The organism is Streptomyces sp. NPDC006551 (genome assembly GCF_040611675.1).
Lineage (GTDB): Bacteria > Actinomycetota > Actinomycetes > Streptomycetales > Streptomycetaceae > Streptomyces.
This window is the reverse complement of sequence record NZ_JBEXOT010000010.1, coordinates 20964-43918: the sequence shown is the minus strand read 5'-3', so window position 1 is coordinate 43918 and position 22955 is coordinate 20964. Positions and strand designations below refer to the sequence as shown.

23 protein-coding genes and 2 pseudogenes are annotated in these 22955 nt (G+C 71.8%); 10 read left to right on the top strand and 15 right to left on the bottom strand.

The annotated features are described in order from the left end of the window. Positions 1-8 precede the first annotated feature (8 nt). The 5 genes from ABZY12_RS13055 to ABZY12_RS13035 all read left to right on the top strand — a co-directional run bounded on the left by ABZY12_RS13055 (position 9) and on the right by ABZY12_RS13035 (position 4804). Positions 9-935 (top strand): ABC transporter permease, encoded by a 927-nt coding sequence (locus ABZY12_RS13055; RefSeq protein WP_356889417.1) that lies wholly within the window; start codon positions 9-11, stop codon positions 933-935. Continuing rightward, a complete protein-coding gene (locus tag ABZY12_RS13050) occupies positions 932-1918 on the top strand; it encodes an ABC transporter permease (protein WP_356889415.1) in 987 nt (328 codons plus the stop codon). The genes ABZY12_RS13055 and ABZY12_RS13050 overlap by 4 nt, the downstream gene beginning before the upstream one ends. Next, positions 1918-2922: an ABC transporter ATP-binding protein gene (locus ABZY12_RS13045; protein ID WP_356889413.1), complete on the top strand. Its 1005-nt coding sequence runs from the start codon at positions 1918-1920 to the stop codon at positions 2920-2922. The genes ABZY12_RS13050 and ABZY12_RS13045 overlap by 1 nt, the downstream gene beginning before the upstream one ends. Further along, the gene (locus tag ABZY12_RS13040; protein WP_356889411.1) at positions 2919-3890 is read left to right on the top strand and encodes an ABC transporter ATP-binding protein; all 972 of its coding nucleotides are present in this window, start codon (positions 2919-2921) and stop codon (positions 3888-3890) included. Before ABZY12_RS13045 ends, ABZY12_RS13040 begins: the two co-directional genes overlap by 4 nt. Positions 3891-4006: 116 nt before the next feature. Beyond that, entirely contained in the window at positions 4007-4804 is a 798-nt protein-coding gene (locus ABZY12_RS13035; protein ID WP_356889409.1) for a VOC family protein, read from the top strand. Positions 4805-4837: 33 nt separating this feature from the next. Here ABZY12_RS13035 and ABZY12_RS13030 read toward each other — a convergent pair whose 3' ends face one another. The 6 genes from ABZY12_RS13030 to ABZY12_RS13005 all read right to left on the bottom strand — a co-directional run bounded on the left by ABZY12_RS13030 (position 4838) and on the right by ABZY12_RS13005 (position 10301). Continuing rightward, entirely contained in the window at positions 4838-5413 is a 576-nt protein-coding gene (locus ABZY12_RS13030) for a hypothetical protein (protein WP_356889407.1), read from the bottom strand. After that, a complete protein-coding gene (locus tag ABZY12_RS13025) occupies positions 5410-6585 on the bottom strand; it encodes an ROK family glucokinase (RefSeq protein ID WP_356889405.1) in 1176 nt (391 codons plus the stop codon). The genes ABZY12_RS13030 and ABZY12_RS13025 overlap by 4 nt, the downstream gene beginning before the upstream one ends. Before the next feature lie 36 nt (positions 6586-6621). Next, positions 6622-7407 (bottom strand): ATP-binding cassette domain-containing protein, encoded by a 786-nt coding sequence (locus tag ABZY12_RS13020; RefSeq protein WP_356889403.1) that lies wholly within the window; start codon positions 7405-7407, stop codon positions 6622-6624. Then, positions 7404-8453: an ABC transporter permease gene (locus ABZY12_RS13015; protein ID WP_356889401.1), complete on the bottom strand. Its 1050-nt coding sequence runs from the start codon at positions 8451-8453 to the stop codon at positions 7404-7406. Before ABZY12_RS13015 ends, ABZY12_RS13020 begins: the two co-directional genes overlap by 4 nt. Then, positions 8450-9412: a sugar ABC transporter substrate-binding protein gene (locus ABZY12_RS13010; RefSeq protein ID WP_356889625.1), complete on the bottom strand. Its 963-nt coding sequence runs from the start codon at positions 9410-9412 to the stop codon at positions 8450-8452. Before ABZY12_RS13010 ends, ABZY12_RS13015 begins: the two co-directional genes overlap by 4 nt. A gap of 169 nt (positions 9413-9581) precedes the next feature. Continuing rightward, positions 9582-10301 (bottom strand): GntR family transcriptional regulator, encoded by a 720-nt coding sequence (locus tag ABZY12_RS13005; RefSeq protein ID WP_356889623.1) that lies wholly within the window; start codon positions 10299-10301, stop codon positions 9582-9584. A gap of 158 nt (positions 10302-10459) precedes the next feature. Here ABZY12_RS13005 and ABZY12_RS13000 point away from each other — a divergent pair, with 158 nt between their 5' ends. Continuing rightward, positions 10460-11470, top strand: coding sequence for a Gfo/Idh/MocA family oxidoreductase (locus ABZY12_RS13000; protein WP_356889399.1), 1011 nt, complete (start codon positions 10460-10462; stop codon positions 11468-11470). Positions 11471-11494: 24 nt separating this feature from the next. Here the strand turns inward: ABZY12_RS13000 and ABZY12_RS12995 are convergent, their stop codons facing one another. The 4 genes and pseudogenes from ABZY12_RS12995 to ABZY12_RS12980 all read right to left on the bottom strand — a co-directional run. Then, a complete protein-coding gene (locus tag ABZY12_RS12995) occupies positions 11495-11926 on the bottom strand; it encodes a PaaI family thioesterase (RefSeq protein WP_356889397.1) in 432 nt (143 codons plus the stop codon). Between the two features lie 4 nt (positions 11927-11930). Beyond that, a complete protein-coding gene (locus ABZY12_RS12990; RefSeq protein WP_356889395.1) occupies positions 11931-13109 on the bottom strand; it encodes a cytochrome P450 in 1179 nt (392 codons plus the stop codon). A 9-nt stretch (positions 13110-13118) separates the two neighbouring features. After that, positions 13119-13529, bottom strand: a pseudogene (locus tag ABZY12_RS12985) (response regulator transcription factor); the annotation flags it as partial. Next, positions 13526-13813, bottom strand: a pseudogene (locus ABZY12_RS12980) (sensor histidine kinase); the annotation flags it as partial. The pseudogenes ABZY12_RS12980 and ABZY12_RS12985, both read right to left, overlap by 4 nt. 143 nt (positions 13814-13956) lie before the next feature. Here ABZY12_RS12980 and ABZY12_RS12975 point away from each other — a divergent pair. Continuing rightward, positions 13957-14178 carry a hypothetical protein gene (locus ABZY12_RS12975; protein ID WP_356889393.1) on the top strand — a complete coding sequence of 74 codons (222 nt, stop codon included), beginning with the start codon at positions 13957-13959 and terminating at the stop codon, positions 14176-14178. Here the strand turns inward: ABZY12_RS12975 and ABZY12_RS12970 are convergent, their stop codons facing one another. From ABZY12_RS12970 to ABZY12_RS12960, 3 genes are all read right to left on the bottom strand, one after another. Further along, entirely contained in the window at positions 14179-14547 is a 369-nt protein-coding gene (locus ABZY12_RS12970; RefSeq protein WP_356889391.1) for a hypothetical protein, read from the bottom strand. A gap of 11 nt (positions 14548-14558) precedes the next feature. Next, complete coding sequence (locus ABZY12_RS12965; protein WP_356889389.1) at positions 14559-15482, bottom strand: DMT family transporter; 924 nt, start codon at positions 15480-15482, stop codon at positions 14559-14561. A 102-nt stretch (positions 15483-15584) separates the two neighbouring features. Continuing rightward, positions 15585-16196: a dihydrofolate reductase family protein gene (locus ABZY12_RS12960; protein WP_356889387.1), complete on the bottom strand. Its 612-nt coding sequence runs from the start codon at positions 16194-16196 to the stop codon at positions 15585-15587. Between the two features lie 193 nt (positions 16197-16389). Here ABZY12_RS12960 and ABZY12_RS12955 point away from each other — a divergent pair, with 193 nt between their 5' ends. Further along, the gene (locus ABZY12_RS12955; RefSeq protein ID WP_356889385.1) at positions 16390-17130 is read left to right on the top strand and encodes an SDR family oxidoreductase; all 741 of its coding nucleotides are present in this window, start codon (positions 16390-16392) and stop codon (positions 17128-17130) included. Positions 17131-17326: 196 nt separating this feature from the next. Here ABZY12_RS12955 and alc read toward each other — a convergent pair whose 3' ends face one another. Further along, the gene (gene alc, locus ABZY12_RS12950; RefSeq protein ID WP_356889383.1) at positions 17327-18442 is read right to left on the bottom strand and encodes an allantoicase; all 1116 of its coding nucleotides are present in this window, start codon (positions 18440-18442) and stop codon (positions 17327-17329) included. A 3-nt stretch (positions 18443-18445) separates the two neighbouring features. Next, on the bottom strand, positions 18446-19780 hold the full coding sequence (gene allB / locus ABZY12_RS12945; RefSeq protein WP_356889381.1) for an allantoinase AllB: 1335 nt from the start codon (positions 19778-19780) through the stop codon (positions 18446-18448). 335 nt (positions 19781-20115) lie between these two features. Between allB and ABZY12_RS12940 the strand changes: the two genes are divergently transcribed. Both ABZY12_RS12940 and ABZY12_RS12935 read left to right on the top strand, forming a co-directional pair. After that, positions 20116-20925, top strand: coding sequence for an IclR family transcriptional regulator (locus ABZY12_RS12940; RefSeq protein WP_356889379.1), 810 nt, complete (start codon positions 20116-20118; stop codon positions 20923-20925). A 431-nt stretch (positions 20926-21356) separates the two neighbouring features. Then, positions 21357-22940: an AMP-binding protein gene (locus ABZY12_RS12935; RefSeq protein ID WP_356889377.1), complete on the top strand. Its 1584-nt coding sequence runs from the start codon at positions 21357-21359 to the stop codon at positions 22938-22940. The last annotated feature ends 15 nt before the right edge of the window (positions 22941-22955 follow it).

Sequence of the window (22955 nt, the reverse complement as noted above, 5' to 3'; positions counted from 1 at the left end):
GACACCTCATGGCATCCACCTCCCCCTCCGTTCCCGCCGGCAGCGGTCCCTGGCAGCTCGCCCGCGCGGAACTGCGCCGTCGCACCTCCGTGAAGATCTCTCTCGCCGTGGTCGCGCTGTTCGCGGTCATGGCCGTGGCCGCCCCGCTGCTCAGCGCGCTGGGCGGCTGGGGGCCCGAGGAGTTCGACAAGACCGCCATCGACCCCTACCTGGGCGGCCAGCCCCTCGGCCCGCTCGGCGGCGTCTCGGCCGAGCACTGGCTCGGCGTCGAACCCGTCACGGGCCGCGACCTGTTCGCCCGGGTCGTGCACGGCGCCCAGGTCTCCCTGCTCATCGCCTTCGCCGCCACGGCGATCGTCGTCGTCGCCGGGACGGGGGCCGGGATCGCGGCCGGCTACTTCGGCGGCCGCACCGACGCCGTGCTCTCCCGGCTGATGGACCTCACCATGTCCTTCCCCTCCCTCATCTTCATGATCGCGATGATGTCGGTGGCCAGGGACGTCAACCGGATCGTGCTGATGACCACCGTCATCGGCCTGTTCGGCTGGCCCGGCATCGCCCGCGTCGTCCGCGGCCAGACCCTCTCGCTCAAGCACCGCGAGTACGTCGACGCAGCGCGGGTGGGCGGATCGGGGCCGTGGCGCATCCTGACCCGCGACATCCTCCCGGGCGTCGCCGGACCCGTCATCGCGTACACCACCCTGATCATCCCCGGCATGATCGCCACCGAGGCGGCGCTGAGCTACCTGGGCGTCGGCGTCCGGCCACCCACCCCCTCCTGGGGCCAGATGATCGCCGAGAGCGTCGCCTTCTACGACACGGACCCCATGTACTTCGTCATCCCGAGCCTCTGCCTCTTCCTCACCGTGCTCGCGTTCACCCTGCTCGGTGACGCGCTGCGGGACATCCTCGACCCGAGAGGAAGCCGCACGTGACCCTCTATCTCGGCCGCAGGCTGCTCGGCGTCGTCGGCGTCCTGATCGCCGTCGCCGCCGTCACCTTCACCATCTTCTACGTCCTTCCCTCCGATCCGGCCGCCGCTGCCTGCGGCAAGGCGTGCAGCGCGGAACGCCTGGAGGCGATCCGCGCCCACATGGGCCTGGACGACCCGCTGTGGCGGCAGTTCGCGGACTTCGTGACCGGCATCTTCACCGGGCGCACCATGGGCAGCGGCCCGTACGCCCTGCACTGCGACTTCCCGTGCCTGGGCTACTCGTACGAGAGCAGCCAGGGCGTGTGGGACCTGCTTCTCGACCGGCTTCCCGTCTCCGCCTCGCTCGCGCTGGGCGCCGCGGTGATCTGGCTGCTCCTCGGGCTCTCCGCGGGAGTCGCCGCCGCCCTGCGCAAGGACACGCTCACCGACCGCGTTCTGATGGTCGGCGCGGTCGCCGCCGCCTCGCTGCCCGTCTACTTCACCTCGGTGATGCTGATCTACGGGCTGATCCGGGTGGCCGGACTGCTGCCCTATCCCGCGTACGTGCCCTTCGGGTCCGACCCCCTCGGCTGGGCCTCGAACCTGCTGCTGCCCTGGCTGGCGCTCGCCATCCTGTACGCCGCCATGTACGCCCGTCAGAGCCGCAGTTCGATGATCGAGACGATGGCGGAGCCGTACATCCGCACCGCGCGCGCCAAGGGGCTGCCGCGCCGCACGGTCGTGGTCAAGCACGGGCTGCGGGCCGGCATGACCCCGATCCTCACCATCTTCGGCATGGACCTGGGCGGTCTGCTCGCGGGCGCGGTGATCACCGAGTCCATCTTCGGACTGCCGGGCGTCGGACGGCTCTTCTACGGCGCCCTCTCCACCGGCGACCAGCCGGTCATCCTCGGCGTCACTCTGCTCGCCGCCACCTTCATCGTCGTGGCCAACCTGGCCGTCGACCTGCTGTACGCCGTCGTCGACCCGAGGGTGAGGTACTGATGGCTCCCCCCGAACCCCTGCTGTCCGTACGCGACCTGACCGTCACCTTCCGCACCCAGCACGGCCCGGTACGCGCCGTCGACTCCCTCACCTTCGAGGTACGGCGAGGGCGGACCCTCGGCATCGTCGGGGAGTCGGGATCCGGCAAGTCGGTCACCTCCCTGGCCGTGATGGGCCTGCACACCGGCGCCGAGGTCACCGGCTCCCTCACCCTCGGCGGCCGGGAACTGGTCGGCCTGGCCGAGCGCGAGCTGAACCGGCTCCGCGGCCGGAAGATGGCGATGATCTTCCAGGATCCGCTCTCCAGCCTCCATCCCTTCTACACGGTGGGCGAGCAGATCGCCGAACACCACCGTGTGCACTTCGGCTCCGGCCGCCGGGCCGCCCGGGCGCGGGCGGTCGAGGCGCTCGCCGAGGTCGGGATCCCCGAGCCGCGCCGCCGTGCCGGCGAGTATCCGCACCAGTTCTCCGGCGGCATGCGCCAGCGTGTGATGATCGCGATGGCGCTGGTCTGCGAGCCCGACCTGCTGATCGCGGACGAGCCGACCACGGCCCTGGACGTCACCGTGCAGGCCCAGATCCTGGAGCTGATCGCCCGGCTCCAGCAGGAGCGGGGCCTCGCCGTCATCATGATCACGCACGATCTGGGGGTCGTCGCCCGGATCGCCCACGACGTGCTGGTGATGTACGGCGGCCGGGCTGCGGAACAGGCCCCGGTCGACGCCCTGTTCGCCTCCCCGGCCCATCCCTACACCCGGGGCCTGCTCGACTCGTTGCCCCGTCTCGACGACAGCGACGACGCGCCGCTGCGGGCCATCCCCGGCAGCCCGCCGTCGCTGCTCACCCCCGCTCCCGGCTGTCCGTTCGCGCCGCGCTGCCCGCGACCGGCGACCGGCTCCGCCGAGGAGCGGTCCCGCTGCGAGACCGAGCGTCCCGTGCTCCACGGACCGGCCGGGCACCCGGCCGCCTGCCACTTCCCCAGCTACGAAGGCATCACTCCATGACCGCTGAACCGCTCCTCTCCGTACGGGACTTGACGGTGTCCTTCCCCGGACGGCGCCGTACGAGCCCGGTGCGCGCCGTCGACGGCGTCAGCTTCGATGTCGCGGCGGGCGAAACACTGGGCCTGGTCGGCGAGTCCGGCTGCGGGAAGTCCACCACCGGCCGCGTGATCGTCCGCCTGCTGGAACCCACCTCCGGGTCCGTCACCTACGACGGACGTGACGTCAGCCATCTGTCACCGCGCGAGCTGAAGCCGCTGCGCAAGGAGCTGCAGATGGTCTTCCAGGACCCGCACTCCTCACTCAACCCCCGCCAGACCGTGGCCCGCATCATCTCCGATCCCCTGATGGTGCAGGGCACTCCGGCCGCCGAGGCCCGCAAGCGGGCGGCCGAGCTGATGGAGCTGGTCGGGCTCATCCCCGAGCACATCGACCGCTACCCGCACGAGTTCTCCGGCGGTCAGGCCCAGCGCATCGGCATCGCCCGCGCGCTGGCCACCCGCCCCCGCCTCGTGGTCGCCGACGAACCGGTCTCCGCCCTCGACGTCTCCGTACAGGCCCAGATCGTCAACCTGATGGAACGCCTCCAGCGCGAGCTGGGCCTCGCCTACCTCTTCATCGCCCACGACCTGTCCGTGGTCAAGCGTGTCTGCGACCGCGTCGCCGTGATGTACCTCGGCCGGATCGTCGAGATCGGCGACAAGGAGCGGGTGTACTCCGCCCCGGCGCACCCCTACACGCGGGCGCTGCTGTCCGCCGTACCGCTGCCCGATCCGGCCGCGGAGCGGGCCCGGGAACGGATCACCCTGCTCGGCGATCCACCGAGCCCGGCCGCTCCCCCGCCCGGCTGCACCTTCCATCCGCGCTGCCCCCGGGCCCAGGACATCTGCCGGTCCGAGCCGCCGCTGCTGCGGATCGCCGCCCCGGGCGAGGCACGCCAGGTGGCCTGCCACTTCCCCGGGACCACCTGAGCCGACGGCGGGGGTCCGCGCCGGGGACGTCGCCCGTGCAGAGCGGCCGAGGGGCGATTGTCAGTGCCTGCTGTCACGCTGGGTGCACATAGGATCCACGGAAGGGAATCATCAGCATGATCACCACGGAGCTCGCCCCGGGTTCCCCCTGTTGGCTGGACCTCGGCGCTCCCGACGTCCGCGCCGCCGCGGCCTTCTACTCCGCCGTGCTCGGGTGGGAGTACGAATCGATGGGCGACGGTGAGGACATGGAAGGCGGCATGTTCCGCAAGGACGGCAAGACCGTCGCCGGGCTCGGCAAGCTCACCGAGGCGGGCGCGCGCTCGGCCTGGATGATCTACTACACCGTCACCGACGCGGACGCCACGACCCGGGCCGTGGAGAACGCGGGCGGCACGGTGCGGGTGGCACCGAGGGACCTCGACGACTGGGGCCGGATGGCACAGTACAGCGACCCGCTGGGGGGCCAGTTCGCCGTCTGGCAGCCCGGGAAGAACACGGGCTTCGACGTCGCGGACCAGCCCGGCTCGCTGTCCTGGACCGAGCTGTACACGAGCGACGCCTCGGCGGCGAAGGAGTTCTACGGCACCGTCTTCGGCTGGCGGTTCAGTGACATGGAGCTGCCCGGCGGCGGGGGCACCTACTCCCTCATCACTCCCGCAGGGCTCCCCGAGGAGCGCATGCACGGCGGCCTCATGGAGCTCCCCAAGAACGACCTCACGCTGACGAACGGAAGGCCGTACTGGCACCCGGTCTTCGCCGTCGCCGACTGCGACGCCGCGGTCGCCAAGGTCACCGAGAACGGCGGCAGCGTGCAGATGGGGCCGGAGGACGCGGAAGGCGTCGGCCGCCTGGCCGTCTGCCTCGACCCGTCGAAGGCGGACTTCGTGGTGCTCACCCCGAGCGGCGGCTGAGCCCGGGCGGGCGGGCCGACGGGCGGCCCCGGGTCAGGGGGTCGCGGCGGAGACGACGTAGACGGTCGGGGCCGCCGGGTCGGTGAGGTCGACGGTGAGGTCCTGGGCGGGCCGCGGCTTGTCACGGGTGAGGGTGGTGCCCGACCAGTCCCGGTCCGGGGCGAAGTCCCAGCCGACGATGGAGGCGTCGCGTTCGGTGACCGTGACCTGGGCGGGCGTCAGCGCGGAGCGGCTGGAGCCGATCTTGTGGAGGAAGGAGTCGAGCTTGCCGGCGCTCGTCGTGAACCGCACGTACAGCCGGCTGGTGCGCCAGTTGCTGGTCTCGTAGTAGGCGACGTCGGTGCTGCCGGAGGGGATGGGAACCTCGAAGACCCGTCGCTTCATCTGGGAGGGCCAGTTGTCCTGGAGTCCGACGACCGAGGACTCGCGTTCCTTGTCGCGGCCGCTGTCGCGGCTCTGGCCGGCGGAGATCGCCAGATAGCCGGCCGGGATACCGACGAGGAGGACGATGATGATCGCCGTCAGCCAGCGGCGGCGGATCATGTGGCGCCGGTCCTCCGGCAGCTTCACGCCCTGCTCGGGGGAGATGGACGGGGAGGGGACGGTCATGACTGCGGATCCTGGGTGGTGCGGGAGGTGCGTCCGGCGGTGCCGTTGCGCAGGGCCTGGGCGTAGCGCTCGTAGCGTTCGTGCCGCTCGACACGGCGGCGGTTGGCGCGGCGGAAGCGGCGGGCGACGAGCCGGGCGAGGTCGGCGGCGCCGACCATGCCGGCCTCGGGGCCCAGCTGGGCCTTGGTGATGCGGGCCTCGGGGCGGTAGCCGCGGCCGGTGAGCTGGCGGCGGAAGGCGTCCCTGGCGGGCCCGATGAGGAGGTCGTCGGCGGCGCTGACCCCACCGCCGATGACGAAGCAGGACGGGTCGAGGGCGGCGGCCAGGTTGGCGATGCCGACACCGAGCCACTGACCGATGTCCTGGAAGAGTTCGACGCACATGGCGTCGCCCTCGCGGGCCAGCTCCGTGATGAGCGGCCCGGTGATCTCGGGGACGTTGCCCTTGACGCGGTCGATGATGTTGTACGCGACCGGCGAGTCGGCGGCGGCCAGTTCCCGGGCCTCGCGGACCAGGGCGTTGCCGGAGCTGTACTGCTCCCAGCAGCCGCGGTTGCCGCACGGGCAGCGGTGGCCGCCGGGGACGACCTGCATATGGCCGAACTCTCCGGCGACGCCGTACTTCCCGCGCTTGAGCTGGCCGTCCTCCAGGATCGCGCCACCGATGCCGGTGCCGAGCGTGATCATGACGAGGTGGTCCTCGCCGCGGCCGGCGCCGAAGCGCCACTCGGCCCAGGCGGCGGTGTTGGCGTCGTTGTCGACCATGACGGGGACCGCGAGCCGGGCTTGGAGGGCGTCGCGCAGCGGCTCGTTGCGCCACGCGAGGTGGGGGGCGAAGAGCACCGTGGCCCGCTCGGCGTCGACCCAGCCGGCCGCGCCGATGCCGACGGCGTGGACGTCGTGCCGGTCGGAGAGGTCCAGGACCAGCTCGACGATGGTGTCCTCGACGACCTTGGGGCTCTTGGACTTGTCGGGGGTCTCGGTGCGGAGCTTCTCCAGGATGATGCCGTCCGCGTCGACGACCCCGGCCATGACCTTCGTACCGCCGATGTCGATGCCGACGGTGGGCACCCTGGGCGCCGTGAGGAGGGAGCGCCGTTCGCGGGTGCCGACGGTCCGCAGCACGGTGCCCCGGGCGGCGCCGCGCTGGGTGAGGTCGCGGTAGGTACTCATCGGCTCGATTCTGCCAGGTGGGGGATCAGGGAGCGGTCACGGCGCGGAGGGGCGCTCCAGCTCATGGCGGAGATCCTCCAGCTCGCTGCCGCCGGCCATCTGCCGGGTCAACTCGTCCAGGGTGACCGATGTCTTGGTGTGGCTGCCCGACATGACACCGCGCTTGAGCAGGATGAAACGGTCGCCGACGAGGTAGGCGTGATGGGGGTTGTGGGTGATGAGAACCACGCCGAGGCCCTGGTCACGGGCGGCGGCCACATACTTCAGGACCACACCGGACTGCTTCACGCCGAGCGCGGCGGTCGGCTCGTCGAGGACCAGGACCTTGGCGCCGAAGTACACGGCGCGGGCGATGGCCACGCACTGGCGCTCACCGCCCGAGAGGGTGCCGATGGGCTGGTCGACGTCGCGCAGGTCGATGCCCATGCGCAGCAGCTCGGTGCGGGTGGTCTCGCGCATCAGCTCGACGTCGAGGCGCTTGAAGGGCCCGGCGCCCCTGGTGGGCTCGGAGCCGAGGAAGAAGTTGCGCCAGACCGGCATCAGGGGGACGACGGCGAGGTCCTGGTAGACGGTGGCGATCCCCAGGTCGAGGGCCTCGCGCGGGTTGGCCAGGGAGACGTCCTCGCCCTCGATGCGGAAGGTTCCGGCGTCGTGCCGGTGAAGACCCGCGATGATCTTGATGAGGGTGGACTTGCCGGCGCCGTTGTCACCGAGCACACAGGTGATCTCGCCCGGGTGGACCTCCAGGGAGACGCCTTCGAGGGCGCGGATGTTGCCGTAGTACTTGCTGACGTCGTCCAGCTCGACCAGCGGAGCAGTCACTTGGTGGCCTCCACACGCTTGCGGATCCAGGCGTTCAGCAGGGTCGCCAGGAGGAGCATCGCTCCCAGGAAGAACTTGAACCAGTCGGGATTCCACTCCGCGTACACGATGCCCTTGCTGGTCATGCCGAAGATGAACGCGCCGACCGCGGAGCCGATGGCGGAGCCGTACCCGCCGGTGATCAGACAGCCGCCGATCACCGCGGCGATGATGTAGATGAGCTCGTTGCCGACGCCCTCGCCCGACTGGACGACGTCGAAGGAGAACAGCAGGTGCTGGCCGGAGACCCAGGCGCAGAAGGCCACGCCCATGTAGAGGCCGATCTTGGTCTTGAAGACCGGGACGCCGACCGCGCGGGCCGCGTCCGCGCCGCCGCCGACCGCGAAGATCCAGTTGCCGAAGCGGGTGCGCAGCAGGATCCAGGTGGCCAGGGCGACCAGGACGAGCCACCAGAGGATGGTGACCTTCAGTTCGACGCCGCCGACGGTGAGCTGGGAGGCGAAGAGCTTGCGGGCGGAGGGGAATCCCTCCATGTCGGCGATCGACTTGGTGGAGACCGTGCCGCTGATCAGCTTGGTGAGACCGAGGTTCAGACCGGTCAGCATCAGGAAGGTGCCGAGCGTGATGATGAAGCTCGGCAGCTTGGTACGGGTCAGCATGAAGCCGTTGAAGCAGCCGACGGCGAGGGTGACGAGCAGCGAGACACCGACGCCGACCCAGACGTTGGCGGTCATCTGGTAGCTGAACATCGACGAGATCAGCGCCGCGCTGGTCACCATCACGCCGGCCGACAGGTCGAACTCCCCGCCGATCATCAGCAGGGCGACGGGCACGGCCATGATGCCGATCGTGGAGGCCGCGTAGAGGACGGTGCCGAGGCTGGAGGCGCGCAGGAAGCTGTCGGCGACGATCGCGAAGAAGAGGAAGACGGCGGCCGCGCCCACGATCGAGCCGAGCTCGGGGCGGGCGAGCAGCTTCTTCAGCGGCGAGGTGCGCAGCAGCCGTTCGTCGACGTGATCGACGTCGGACGGGGCGGTCGCGCTCATCGGGTGCCCCGCTCGGTGTAGCCCTTCAGCGCGGCGGCGTCGTCCTTGGTGATGATCTGCGGACCGGTGAGGACCGGCTTGCCGCCGCCGAGGACGTCGGCGTTGTACTTGTACAGCCAGAGCAGGTCGACGGCCTCGTAGCCCTGGAGGTAGGGCTGCTGGTCGACGGCGAAGCCGAGCGTGCCGGCACCGAGGGCGGTGGCGACCTTGGCGTTGAGGTCGAAGGTGTCGATCTCGGCCTCGCTCCCGGCGGTCTTCTTCGCCTGGACGGCGGCGTCGGCGAAGGGCGCGCCGAGCGTGACGACCGCGTCGATGGAGGGGTCCGCCTGGAGCTTGGCCTCGATGGAAGCCTGCACGTCGGGCATGTTGGTGCCGTCGACGTAGAGGTTCTGCAGGTCGCCGCCGAAGGTCTTCTTCGCGCCGCCGCAGCGCTGCTCGTGGCCGACGTTGCCCTGCTCGTGCAGGACGCACAGGGCCTTCTTCTTCCCGCGCTTGTCGAGCTCGTCGCCGACGGCCTCGCCCGCGACGGCCTCGTCCTGGCCGATGTGGGTGAGCGCGCCGAAGGCCTTGGACTGCTCGGAGCCGGAGTTGACGGTGATGACCGGGATCCCGGCCTTGACCGCCTTCTCCACGGCCGTCTTCATCGCGTCGGGCTTGGCGAGGGTGACGATCAGCCCGTCGACGTTCTTGGCGATGTACGAGTCGATGAGCTGGGCCTGCTGCTGCGCCTCGTCGCTGTGGGCGTACAGGAAGTTGATGTTGTCCTTGACGGCGGCCTGCTTGGCGCCGTTCTGGACGATGTCCCAGAAGGTGTCGCCGTCGCCCGAGTGGGTCACCATGGCGAAGGTCCACTTCGGGGTGTTCACGGCCGCCCGCCCCTGGGCCGCGGCGGCCTTGCGGGCGTCCTCGGCCCGCTTGCCGCCGGTACTGCTGCATCCGGCGAGCGCGGAGGCGGCCAGTACCGCCGCGAGGAGGGCGCCGGTGGCGCGTACCCCTGGCCGCGATCTCGGTACGGTCCTTGTCCGATTCCGAACCTTGGTCACGAGGCCGTGCCCTCCTTTATGTCCATCTGCGTGCATTGCAGTATCGGTCATGGGGATCGACCGGCCGATCACCGGGTCGGTGGACTCACGCGCGGACCAGCAGCTGGAACTCGAACGAGTACCGCGAGGCCCGGTAGACGTGGGAGCCGAACTCCACGGCGCGGCCGGTGTCGTCGAAGGTGGTGCGCTCCATCGTCAGGAGCGGGGCTCCCTCCTCCTCGGTGAGCAGTTCCGCCTCGGCGGGGGTGGCCGCGCGGGCGCCCACCGTCTGGCGGGCGCTGTGCAGAGTGATACCGGCGCCGCGCATCATCCGGTAGAGGCCGGTCGCCTCCAGGCGCTCGGTGTCCAGGTCGAGCAGTCCGGCAGGCAGGTGGTTGCGCAGCCGCGCCATCGGCTCGCCGTGCGCGGCGCGCAGCCGCTCCAGGTAGCGGACGTCGCCTCCCTCCGGGACGCCGAGGGCGGCGGCGACCCGGGCGGTGGCGGGTTCGATCCGGTTGACCAGGACCGCGGTGGCGGGACGCTGGCCGGCCGCCTCCAGGTCGTCGTACAGGCTGCTCAGCTCCAGCGGGCGTCTGACCTGGCTGTGCACGACCTGGGTGCCGACGCCCCGGCGGCGGACCAGGAGGCCCTTGTCGACGAGGGTCTGGATGGCCTGGCGGACGGTGGGCCGGGACAGGCCGAGGCGGGTGGCGAGGTCGATCTCGTTGCCGAGGAGGGTGCCGGGGGTCAGGACTCCGGTCTCGACGGCCGCCTCCAGCTGCTGGGCGAGCTGGAAGTAGAGCGGGACCGGGCTGGTGCGGTCCACGGACAGGAGGGGGAGGGAGGCGACGGGCCTCGGCGGGGACTGGGACTGCTTGGCCACGGACGCGAGCGTAGTCGCAGGAAAAGATGACAGGAAGTGGTGACGTCCGATTGTCCTGACAAATCCTTGACAGGAGGTCCCCACCGCACCACCTTGGGGCCATGCGCATCGGACTGATCGGAACGGGCCGTATCGGGGCCTTTCACGCGGGCGTCCTCGCCCGTCACCAGGAGATCGACTCGCTGATCGTGGCGGACGCCGACGCCGGCCGGGCGGCGGCGGTCGCCGGGGCGCTCGGCGCCACCGCGGCCCCGACGGTCGACGCCCTCCTCGGCCATCCGCTCGACGCCGTCGTCATCGCCTCCGCCACCGCCGCCCACGCCGAGCTGATCGCCCGCGCCGCCGACGCCGGACTCCCCGCCTTCTGCGAGAAGCCGATCGCCCTCGACGTACCCGGCACGCTCGCCGCGCTGCGGGCCGTGGAGAGCGCCGGTACGGAGCTGCAGCTGGGTTTCATGCGCCGGTTCGACGCCGGGTACCGGGCCGCCCGGGAGGCCGTGCGCTCGGGCCGGCTCGGCCGGCTGCACACCGTACGGGCGGCCACCTCCGACCCGGCGCCGCCGCCCGCCGCGTATCTGCCGCTCTCCGGCGGGCTGTTCCGCGACTGCCTGGTGCACGACTTCGACATCCTGCGCTGGGTGACCGGCCGGGAGGTCGTCGAGGTGTACGCGGCCGGCTCGGACGCCGGTCCGGCGATGTTCCGCGAGGCGGATGACGTCGACACGGCCGCCGCGGTGGTCACCCTGGACGACGGCACGCTGGCGACGGCGACGGCGACCCGCTGCAACGGCGCCGGGTACGACGTACGGATGGAGCTGGCCGGCGAGCGGGACCAGATCGCCGTCGGTCTGGACGACCGCACTCCGCTCGCCTCCGTCGAGCCGCTGGGCCCGCCGGTTCCCGAGAAGCCCTGGCCCGGGTTCCTGGAGCGGTTCGCGCCCGCGTACGAGGCCGAGCTGGACGCGTTCGTACGGCTGGTCCTGGGCGAGGCGCCCAACCCCTGCGACGGTCGTGAGGCCCTCCAGGCGCTGCGGATCGCCGAGGCGTGCGAGCTCTCCCGCCGCGAACGCCGGCCGGTCGCCCTGGCCGAGATCGCCTCGGACGGCGGCTGACGGCGCCGACCGGACGGCGGGCCGTCAGCCGTTCGCCGCGAGCACCGTGCCCTGCGCGACCGCGCACAGCGTCTCGGCGCCTTCGGCGTTCACGGTCAGCAGATCGCAGCGCGTCACCGCCTGGCGCCGCCCCGCGTGGACCACCTCCGCGCGGGCGATCAGCGTGACGCCGACGGCCGGGCGGACGTACTGGATGGAGAAGCCGGCGGTCAGGACGGCCCCGCCGAGCGCCGTGCCGGCGGCGAAGGTGAGCGCGTTGTCGGCGGCGTACGAGAGCACACCGCCGTGGACGAAGCCGTTCTGCTGCCGCAGTTCCTCGCGGACGTCCAGCTCCAGGGTCGCCCCACCCTCGCCGAAGGCGGTGATGCGTGCGCCGAGGAGCCGGCTGAACGGCTGGGCGTCGAGCACCTTCCGCGCGAGGGCGAGGTCGAGTTCGTGCGACGGGGCGGCGGTCATGGGATCACCATCTGACGGGAAGGCGGCGGACGCCGCGGATGAGCATGCCTGGCAGCCAGTCCAACGCCCCGCCCTCGGGATCGAGTTCCAGCCCGGGGAAGCGTTCCAGGAGCGTCCGGATCGCGATCCGGGCCTCCATGCGGGCCAGCGGGGCGCCCAGGCAGTAGTGGATGCCGTGCCCGAAGGCGAGATGGCCGCGCGGGTCCCTGCGGATGTCGAAGCGGTCAGGGTCGGGGAAGCGCTCCGGGTCGCGGCCGCCCGCGGCGAGCGAGACGAGGACCGGTTCGTACGCGGGGATGACCGTCTCCCCGAACCGCACCGGCTCCCGGGTGAACCGGAAGGTCGCGTTCTCCACCGGCCCCTCCCACCGCAGCGTCTCCTCCACCACGGCGTCGAGCAGACCGAAGTCGGCACGGACCGCCGCGAGTTGGTCGGGACTGGTGAGCAGCGCCCGTACGGCGTTGGAGATGAGGTTGACGGTGGTCTCGTGGCCGGCGATGAGCAGGAGGTAGGCCAGCGCGCGCAGTTCGGCCAGGGAGAGCCGGTCGCCGTCCTCGGCGCGGGCGGTGATCAGGTCGGAGAGCAGGTCGTCGGTGGGACCCGCGGCGCGCTTGTCCTCGATGAGCGAGTCGAGATAGGCGGCGAGGCCCTCGATCGCCTCGGCCTCCGGCCCTGCGCCGGTCGGGGCGACGATCTCGTTGGACCAGACCCGGAAGGTGTCGCGGTCGGCGGCCGGGATGCCGAGGAGTTCGCAGATGACGGTGATGGGCAGCGGGAAGGCGAAGGAGTCGACCAGATCGGCGTGTCCGGCCGGCGCCATCGCGTCGGCGAGTTCGCCGGTGAGCCGCTCCAGGCGCGGCCGAAGGCTCTCCACCCGGCGGCCGGTGAACTGCCCCGCGACGAGTTTGCGCAGCCGGGTGTGGTCGGGCGGGTCGAGCACGAGGAGGTTGGGCCCGACGACCCGCTCGTCCAGCATGGTCAGGCCGACGACGGACGGGGACTTGGACAGTCTCGGGTCGGCCAGGGCGGCGCGTGCCTCCTCGTAGCCGACGACCAGCCACAGCTCGGCGCCGTCCGTGGTGCGGACCCGGTGTACGGGCCCGGCCTCGCGCATCTTCGCATAGTACGGATAAGGGTTCGCGGTGAAGTCCGCGCCGTACTCCCCCAGATCGATGACGGACATCGGCCCAGACTATGCCCCGTCCCCGTCCTCCAGCAGCCCGGCGTCGTGGACGAGGAGGGCGCTCTGGACACGGTTGTTGAGGCCGAGTTTGGCCAGGATGCGCGAGACATGGGTCTTGACGGTCGGCACGCTCATGTAGAGGGTCGCGGCGATCTCGGCGTTGGACCGGCCGTGGCCGACGGCGACGGCGACCTCGCGTTCGCGCTGGGCGAGTCCGGCGAGGCGGTCGGCGGCGCTCGCGCGCCGGGGCTGCCCCTGCTGCCCGGCGACATGGGTCATCAGCTGGCGGGTGACGGCCGGGGAGAGCACGGGGTCGCCGGAGGCGACCCGGCGGACGGAGGCGACGATCTCGGCGGGCGCGGTGTCCTTGAGGACGAAACCCGCCGCGCCGGCCCGCAGGGCACGCAGCACCCGCTGATCACGGTGAGGACGACCGCGAGGCCGACCGGCCACCGGCGGCGCAGCCAGAGGGCGCAGCAGGCGGCCGCGCCGACGATCTGGTCGGCGAAGGCGACGACGTCGCTGTCGAGCTGGTCGGTGGACTCGGCGGCGAGCAGGCCGACGAAGGCCGCGAGGAGGAACAGGAGGGTGTCGACGCCCCAGTCGCGTACGGTGCGCCGCGGCCGACGGCCCGGGGGGCTGTCGGCCGGGGTGTCGGCCAGGGCCGAGGGAAGCAGCCAGGCGTGGCGGTCCGTCCGAGTCATACCCCCGAATTACGCAGGTGAGGGGCGCGCGGCGGGTCATGGACGGGGGGAAGCTACCAAAGTCGCGCGACGGAAGACTTCGGTAGCTCCGCCATGTCCGGGGGCCGACGCGGGCGGCGGCGAGGGCGGATCATGCTCTCTCCATGAAGAGGATTCTGGAGATCGCCGGCATGGTGGTGCTGGTCGCGGGTGTCTGCGGAGTGATCCGCGAGCTGACGGACGGCTGGTTCAGGTTGATGGGCTTCACGCGGTTCCTGACGGAGAACGTGTGGTTCCTCCACGGCCGGGAACTGTTCGCGAACATCGTGATCGCGGTGCTGGGTCTTGTGCTGCCGATCGTCGCGGACCGGGTGCGGAAGGCGTAGTCATGACCGCGCCGCCTGGTTGAGGCGGGTGACCTCGGCGAGGTGCTCGGCCATGCGGTGGGAGACGGAGCCGCTGGTGTAGAGGACGGCACCGACGACGGCCACGGGCACCGATCCGCCGAGGACGGCGAGGAGTTCGGGCCAGTCGCGTTCGTCGGCGCAGTCGCTGCTGTCGTCGTGCAGGTTCTGCGTGGTCCAACGGGACTTGCACGCGTCGTTGTCGCCGTACTCGCCGACTTCGTACGGCGCGAAGAGCAGCACCGCGAGCCAGATCCACATCAGGCCGGCGACGGCGAGCAGCCCGAGTCCCCAGCCCTGGGTGCGCCGTGCGCGGGCGCGGAATTCTATGTCGTACGGCAGTGAACGCATGGCGCAAGAACCTACCGGCCCTCGTCGGCGGCTCGGCGGCCCCAGGTCGTGCCCGCGAGGACCAGGGCGGCGCCCGCGAGGCCGAGGGCGCCGGGGCGGTCGCCGGCGAGCGCGATGCCGGCGGCCGCGGCCCAGAGCGGTTCGGTACCGAGGAGAAGGCTGACCCGGGACGGGGAGGTGCGGCGGACGGCCCACATCTGCACGAAGAAGGCGAAGAGCGTGCAGAAGACGGAGAGGAAGAGCAGTCCGGCCCATTCGCGGGGGCCGAAATCGAGGGCCACGGAGAGGGGCGAGGCGCCGGTGCCGGGGAGGGTGGCCAGGAGGGCGAAGACCACGACCGCGGCGCCCAGTTGGACGGTGGTCAGGGAGAGCGAGTCGGCGCTCCGCACGGCCTTGATCCGGGACATGGCCAGGACGTGCACGGTACGGGCGAGAGCGGCGAGCAGCATCAGCAGGTCGCCGAGGGACGGGGTGGTGAACCCTCCGCCCTGGGTCAGCAGCACCACTCCGGCGACGGAGAGCGCGGCGGCCGCGAGAAAGGCGCGCGGCGGGCGGACGCGGGTGACAGCGGCCTCGGCGAGCGGGGTGAGGATCATCGTGAGGCTGATGATCAGGCCCGCGTTGGTGGCGGAGGTGTGGACGACGCCATAGGTCTCCAGGAGGAAGATCCCGCTGAGGACCAGACCGAGGAGCCCGGCGCCGCGCCACTGGGCGGGGCCGAGCGCCCGCAGCCCCCGCCATCCGGCGACGACGAGGGCGGGCAGGACGACGGCGAAGCGGAGGACGAGGACCGCGACGACGGTGTGGGTGGTGGTGATGCCCTTGGCCGCGAGATAGCTGGCGCCCCAGACGACGGCGACGAGGAGGACCGGAAGGTCGGTGAGCCAGGCGCGACGCGGGGCGCGCAGGGGTAGGGACGCGGTGATCGAGGACATGCGGGGCCTGCTCCGACTCGTCGCACGGTGTGGAGACTTCGGCGGCTCGCACGCGGGACGATCACCGTACCCGCACGGGCGCGTGGCGGCTACACCTTTCCCTCAGGCGTACGAGCCGTACGTGGGGCGGCCCGCGAGCTCGTACGTGTGGATGGCGACGCCCGTGCTCGTGGTGCGCGCCTCGGTGGGCCGGAAGGCGGTGGGCCGGGCCCCGTCGGTGAAGAGGCGGCGGCCGGTGCCGAGGACGACGGGGAAGACGAGCAGATGGAGCGTGTCGATGAGGTCCTGCGCCATCAGGGTCTGCGCGAGGCCGCCGCTGCCGTGCATCTGCACCTCGCCGTCGGTGCGTTCCTTCAGTGCGGCGACCTCCTTGACCACGTCGCCGCGGAGGACGGTGGTGCCGGCCCAGTCGGCGTGGGTGAGGGTCGTCGAAGCGACGTACTTGGGGAGGGCGTTGAGCTTGGAGGCGACGGGGTCGGCGGGGTCGGTCTGCTTCGGCCAGAAGCTCGCGAAGATCTCGTAGGTGCGGCGGCCGAGGAGGAAGGCGGCGGGTCGCTGGAAGACCTCGTCGATGAAGCGGCCGAAGTCCTCGTCCCCGTACGGCACGGACCATCCGCCGTGCTCGAAGCCGCCGCTGCGGTCCTCGTCGGGGCCGCCGGGGGCCTGGTAGACGCCGTCGAGGGTCAGGAACTGGGTGAGGCTGAGCTTGCCCATGGCGGGTGCCTTTCGGTGCGCTTTCGGTTCGGCTTTCGTGCGACCGGGTGTCCCCCGGTCCATCGTGTCTCACCAGGTTCGACTCCACCGCCCGGCGAAACTCATCGGTGTCCGATTGCCGCCAGCGTCCCGCCGACCGGCGGACTTTCATTGAACCCGCAACCACTCATGGCATGCGTACGGAGGTTTCGGGATGTCCACGATGAACGGCAAGGCGGTCCTGGTGACGGGCGGAAGCCGCGGGATGGGTGCCGCCACGGCCCTGCGGCTGGCGCGGGAGGGCGCTGACGTCGCCTTCACGTACGTACGGGAGGAGGAGCGGGCGCGCGAGGTCGCGGCGGGGATCGAGGCGGCCGGGCGCAAGGCACTGGCCCTGCGCGCCGACGCGGCGAACGCCGGGGACGCGGCGGGCGCGGTGGAGTGGGCGGCGGACGCGCTCGGCCGGCTCGACGTCCTCGTCAACAACGTCGGCGTGGGGGTGCTCGCCCCGCTGGAGAGCCTGAGCCTCGCGGACGTGGACCGGGTGCTCGCGGTGAACGTGCGCGCGGCGTTCCTCGCCTCGCAGGCGGCGGCCGCGCGGATGGAGAGCGGCGGGCGGATCATCACGATCGGCACCTGTATGACGGCCCGGGTGCCCGGACCCGGCGGCACCCTCTACGCGACCAGCAAGTCGGCGCTCATCGGGCTGACCAAGGCGCTGGCGCGGGAGCTGGGCGGGCGGGGCATCACGGCCAACATCGTCCACCCTGGCCCGATCGACACCGACATGAACCCGGCGGACGGCCCGTACGCGCCGGGCCAGGCGGACATGACGGCACTGGGCCGCTTCGGCGCTCCGGACGAGGTGGCCTCGATGGTGGCGTTCCTCGCGGGCCCGGGCGCGGAATACGTGACGGGCGCGGAGTTCTCGGTCGACGGCGGCCACGCGGCGTAACGCCGCGCCGGGGCGCGCCGGGGCGCGCCGGGGGAACAGTCCCGAGCGCGCGCAGGCCCGCGAGGAACGAGCGGACCGAGCACGGTCGGGGCCGCGAGCCCGGCACAGAGCGCCCGGAGGCGAACCGAGCCCCAAAAAAGGAGGGCGCACCGGTGCTGTCGGGCCGGTGCGCCCTCGCGGGCCGGGCGGGGTGTCGTTACCCGCCCAGTTCCTGGTGGCGGGCCGTCAGGCGCGCCGAGCCCGCTTCGGTGAGGGAGCCGAAGAGGCGGAGGCGGGAGATGCCGCCGTCGGGGTAGATGTCGATCCGGACGCGGGAGCCGACCGCCGGGGTGTCGAGCACGAAGCGGTGGTTGGTGTCCGGCTGGAGGCGGGTGCGGGGCAGGACCTCGGTCCAGTCCTCGGAGCCCTCGGCCGCGACGGAGAGCGCCGCCCAGCCCGCGCTGTTGCCCTTGAGGTACGCCGTGTCGATCTCGACCGCGCGGATCTCGGACTCGGCCACCAGCTGGTAGCGGATCCAGTCGTTGCCCTTGTCGCGGCGGCGGCGCGTCTCCCAGCCGTCGTCCATCTTGTGGGAGCGGCCGGGCTGGATGGTGTTGGTCGCCGGGGAGTAGAAGCGGTCCGAGGCGTCCTCGACCTGGCCGCCGTTCTCCAGCGCGGCGAGGTCGAAGGTGCCGAGGACGCCGAGCCACTTCGGGTCCGGGGCGACCTCGCCGTACACGCGCAGGCGGGCGATGCCGCCGTCGGGATGCTGGTTGACGCGCAGGTGGGTGAAGCGCTGCTCGACGTCGACGGCGAAGCCGTTGGCGGCGTGGCCGCCGATCGCGGTGCGCGGGACGAGCGTCGTCCACTTCACGTCGTCGGCGAGGAGGTCCTCCGGAGAGGGCGAACCGGCGACGGAGGTCGCTTCGACCGAGACGGCCTGGGGGTAGTTGCCGCGGAAGTGCGCGGTGTCGACGACGATGCCGCGTACGACGCCGGGGGCGCCGAGGCGGACGAGCGCCCAGTCGTGGTCGTCCTCGGTGGGGTGCGGCTGCTCGGCGGAGACGCCACGGCGGCGGCGGGTCTCCCAGCCGTCCATGATCTTGCCCTTGTGGCCGAAGTGCTCGGGGTCGAACTCGGCGGCCTCAGGCTTGAGCATGTTCTCGCGCTCGGCGAAGAACTCGTCGTTGGCGGCGATCACGCCCGCGCCGAGGCGGCGGTCGGCGAGGTCCGCGTACTGGGTGAAGGGGAAGTCCGCGGTGCGGTAGTCCGCGTACGGGTCGCCGCCGCCGTAGGGGCTGGCGTCACCGGTGAAGGAGGGTATGCCGGTCACGGGTCAGTTGTTCCTTTCGAGGAGGCGGCCGGAGGGCTCGGCCAGGGTGCCGCGGTCGGCGATGCGCTCGCCCCGCAGCCAGGTGGAGGTGACGACGCCGTGCAGGGTCTTGCCCGCGTACGCGGTGACCCGGTTGCGGTGCTGGAGCTCGGCCGGGTCGACGGTGAAGGTCGCGTCGGGGTCGAGGACCGCGAAGTCGGCGTCGCGGCCGGCCTCGATCGCGCCCTTCCGCTCCAGGCCCGCGAGGCGTGCGGGGCCCTCGGACATCCAGCGGGCGACGTCTTCCAGGCTGCGGCCGCGGCGGCGGGCCTCGGTCCAGATGGCCGGCAGGCCGAGCTGGAGGGAGGAGATGCCGCCCCAGGCGGAGGCGAAGTCGGGGGTCTTGAGGTCGGCGGTGGAGGGCGAGTGGTCGGAGACGATGCAGTCGATCGTCCCGTCGGCGAGCCCCTCCCACAGGGCGTCCTGGTTGGACGCCTCCCGGATCGGCGGGCAGCACTTGAACTCGGTGGCGCCGTCCGGGACCTCCTCGGCGGTGAGGGTGAGGAAGTGCGGGCAGGACTCCACCGTGATCTTGACGCCCTCGGCCTTGGCGGCGGCGATCATCGGCAGCGCGTCCGAGGAGGACAGGTGCAGGACGTGCACGCGGGCGTTCAGGCGGCGGGCCTGGTTGATCAGGTTCTCGATCGCGGTGTTCTCGGCGTCACGCGGCCGGGACGCGAGGAAGTCGGCGTACTTCTCACCCTTCCGCTGCGGGGCGGCGGCGAGGTGGTGCGGGTCCTCGGCGTGCACGATCATCAGGCCGTCGAACCCGGCGATCTCGGCGAGCGAGGAGGCCAGCTGCTCCTGGTTCAGCTCGGGGAACTCGTCGACGCCGGACGGCGACAGGAAGCACTTGAAGCCGAAGACGCCGGCGTCGTGGAGCGGCCGCAGGTCCTTGACGTTGTCGGGCAGCGCGCCGCCCCAGAAGCCGACGTCGATGTGCGCCTTGGGGCGGGCGACGTCCTGCTTGATCCGCAGGTGCTCGACGGTCGTGGTCGGCGGCAGCGAGTTCAGCGGCATGTCGAGCAGCGTGGTGATGCCACCGGCGGCGGCGGCGCGGGTCGCCGTCCAGAAGCCCTCCCACTCGGTGCGGCCGGGGTCGTTCACATGCACATGGGTGTCGACGAGGCCGGGGAGGACGACGTCGTCGCCCATGTCCTCCAGCCGGGCACCGGCCGGGACCTCGGCGTCGTACGGCAGCACCGCGGCGATGGTCCCGCCGGAGACGGCGATCGACGCGGGCCGCGTCCCCTCGGGGGTGATGACCCTTGTCGAGCGCAGTACCAGATTGACGTCCACCCGTACCCCTTCTTCTTCACCCAGCAGAAAAATTCAACGAACTGTTGAAGGAGTCTTCACTCAGGACGACATGTCGTCAAGGGCACACTTTCAGCATGCCCTCGCCGGACCGCCCCGCGATCGGCCACTTGGACGTTTCCATGAAGTGGAAGGAAAATTTCGTACAGTAGAACGTAGCTCTCCACATGCGGGGCGGACGAGGACGCCGACGGGCGGCCGCCGACACCGGACAAACACCCCCCTGACCGGCCCGTACGCCGGAACCGGGACCGTGTGTCCGGCGGGACGGCCCGGTAGGCTGCTGCCTTGCCCGCCTGCCTCGAAAGGACCTCGACGTGCCGACGTCCAGCGCCAGCACCACCGACGCCGCCAAGCCCGCCGCCGCGACCGGCGGCGTGCAGTCACTTGAGCGTGCCTTCGACCTTCTCGAGCGGATGGCCGACGCGGGAGGCGAGGTCGGGCTCAGCGAGCTCTCCGCCAGCAGCGGGCTGCCGCTGCCCACCATCCACCGCCTGATGCGCACCCTGGTGGCCTGCGGGTACGTACGCCAGCAGCCCAACCGCCGGTACGCGCTCGGCCCCCGGCTCATCCGGCTCGGCGAGTCCGCGGCCCGGCTGCTCGGCACCTGGGCCCGCCCGTACCTCGCGCGGCTCGTCGAGGAGACGGGCGAGACCGCGAACATGGCGCTGCTCGACGGCGACGAGATCGTGTACGTCGCGCAGGTGCCGTCCAAGCACTCGATGCGGATGTTCACCGAGGTCGGCCGGCGCGTCCTGCCGCACTCCACGGGCGTGGGCAAGGCGCTGCTCGCCTACACCCCGGCGGACGAGGTCCGCGCGCTGCTCGCCCGTACGGGCATGCCGGCCGCGACCGAGAAGACCATCACCACGCCCGAGGGCTTCCTGGACGCGCTCGCGGTGGTGCGCGAGGCGGGGTACGCGGTGGACGACAACGAGCAGGAGATAGGAGTCCGCTGCCTCGCGGTCTCCGTACCCGACTCCCCCACCGCGGCGGCCATCTCGATCTCGGGTCCGGCGGGCCGCGTCACGGAGGCGGCGACGGAGAAGATCGTCCCCGTCCTCCAGGAGGTCGCGCGGGAACTCTCCACGGCCCTGGCGAACACGGCGGGCAACGGCCAGAGCTAGGCGAGCCGAGCGTCGCGGAACGGGCCTCGCCCGACGGACGTCGCGAGCCGAGCGTCGCGGAACGGACCTCGCCCGACGGACGTCGCGAGCCAGGCGTCCGACCCGGACCTCGCCCGACGGACGTCGCGAGCCAGGCGTCCGACCCGGGCCTCGCCCGACGGACGTCGCGGCCGGGCGCCGCGGACCCGGCAAGATCGACGAGGCGCCGCCGGGGAGGCCGGGCGTCGCGGGACGGGCGGGCCGCGCCCGGACGTCACGGACTCGACCTGGCGCCTGCGCGAGCCCCCGGCGGGAAGCAGTCGGATCATCCCAGCTCGGCGAGCGAGGACCAACGTGTTCTTCGTCCTGTCGCGCCGCGCTCCCGCCTGCGGCAGGATGCGCGGCACCGTCGCCTTTCGTCCCGCGCGGCTCGCCCCTTCGAGGAGACCACCGTGATCTTCCGCAGTCCGCTTCCCGATGTCGTCGTTCCGGACGTGACCGTGCACGAGCTCCTGTTCGGCACGCTCGACGCCGCCGACCGGGACCGGGTCGCGATCGTCGACGGACCCTCCGGCCGTGCGCTGACCTACGGCGAACTCGCCGACCGGATCCTGCTGTTCGCGGGCGCGCTCGCCGAGCGCGGGCTGCGTCCGGGCGACGTGGTGGCCCTGCACGCTCCCAACTGCCCGGAGTTCGTGGTCGCGTTCCACGGAATCCTGCGCGCCGGCGGCACCGTCACCACGGTCAACGCCCTCTACACGCCCGCCGAGATCGCCACGCAGCTGCGCGACTCCAAGGCCGCTCGGTACGTCACGGTCACCCCGCTCCTGCCGACCGCGCTGGCCGCGACCGCCGAGGCCGGCATCCCCGCCGAGGACCTCTACCTCCTCGACCCCGGCACCGGGCACGACACGCTGCCCGCGATGCTGGCCGAGGGCCGGCCGGCCCCCGAGGTGACGATCGACCCCGCGACGCACCTCGCGGTGCTGCCGTACTCCTCCGGGACGACCGGCCGGGCCAAGGGCGTCATGCTCACCCACACCAACCTGGTCGCGAACGTCTGCCAGATGGAGCCCGTGCTGCCGCTCTCCGCCGAGGACTCGGTGCTGGCCGTGCTGCCGTTCTTCCACATCTACGGCATGAACGTGATCCTGAATCTGTCTCTCAGGGCCCGTGCCACGATCGCCTCCCTGCCACGCTTCGACCTCGCGGACTTCCTCCGCACCGTTCAGGACCGGCGCTGCACCTTCCTGTACGTCGCGCCACCGATCGCGGTCGCCCTCACCAAGCACCCGATGGCCGACCAGTACGACCTGTCCACCGTGCGGACCGTGGTGAGCGGCGCGGCCCCGCTGGACGAGGCGCTCGGTGAGGCGCTGGCGGCCAAGCTCGGCTGCCGGATGATGCAGGGCTTCGGGATGACCGAGCTGAGCCCGGTCTCCCACGTCACTCCCGCCGACGGGTCGCTGTCGGTGGGATCGATCGGGTTCGCCGTCCCGAACGTGGAGTTCCGGCTGGTGGACCCCGAGACGGGGGCGGAGGTGGAGGCCGTCGAGAACGGCTACAGCGCCACGGGCGAACTCCAGGTGCGCGGCCCGAACGTGATGGCCGGCTATCTCGGCAACGCGGGCGCGACCGAGGAGACGATCCTCGCCGACCGGTTCCTGCGCACCGGCGACATCGCGCGGCTCGGCCCCCGGGGCGAGGTCTACGTCGTCGACCGACTGAAAGAGCTCATCAAGTACAAGGGCTACCAGGTGCCGCCGGCGGAGCTGGAGGCACTGCTCCTCACCCACCCGGCGATCGTCGACGCCGTGGTCGTCGGCTACCCGGACGACGAGTCCGGCGAGATCCCCCGCGCGTTCGTGGTCCGCCGGCCGGGAGCCGAGCTGACCGCCGACGAGGTGATCGCGTTCGTCGCCGAGCGGGTCGCCCCGCACAAGAAGGTGCGGATCGTCGAGTTCACCGACGCCGTGCCGAAGTCCGCCGCGGGCAAGATCCTCCGCAAGGACCTGCGTTCGCTGCCCCTCGGCTAGGGACGACCGTCGCCG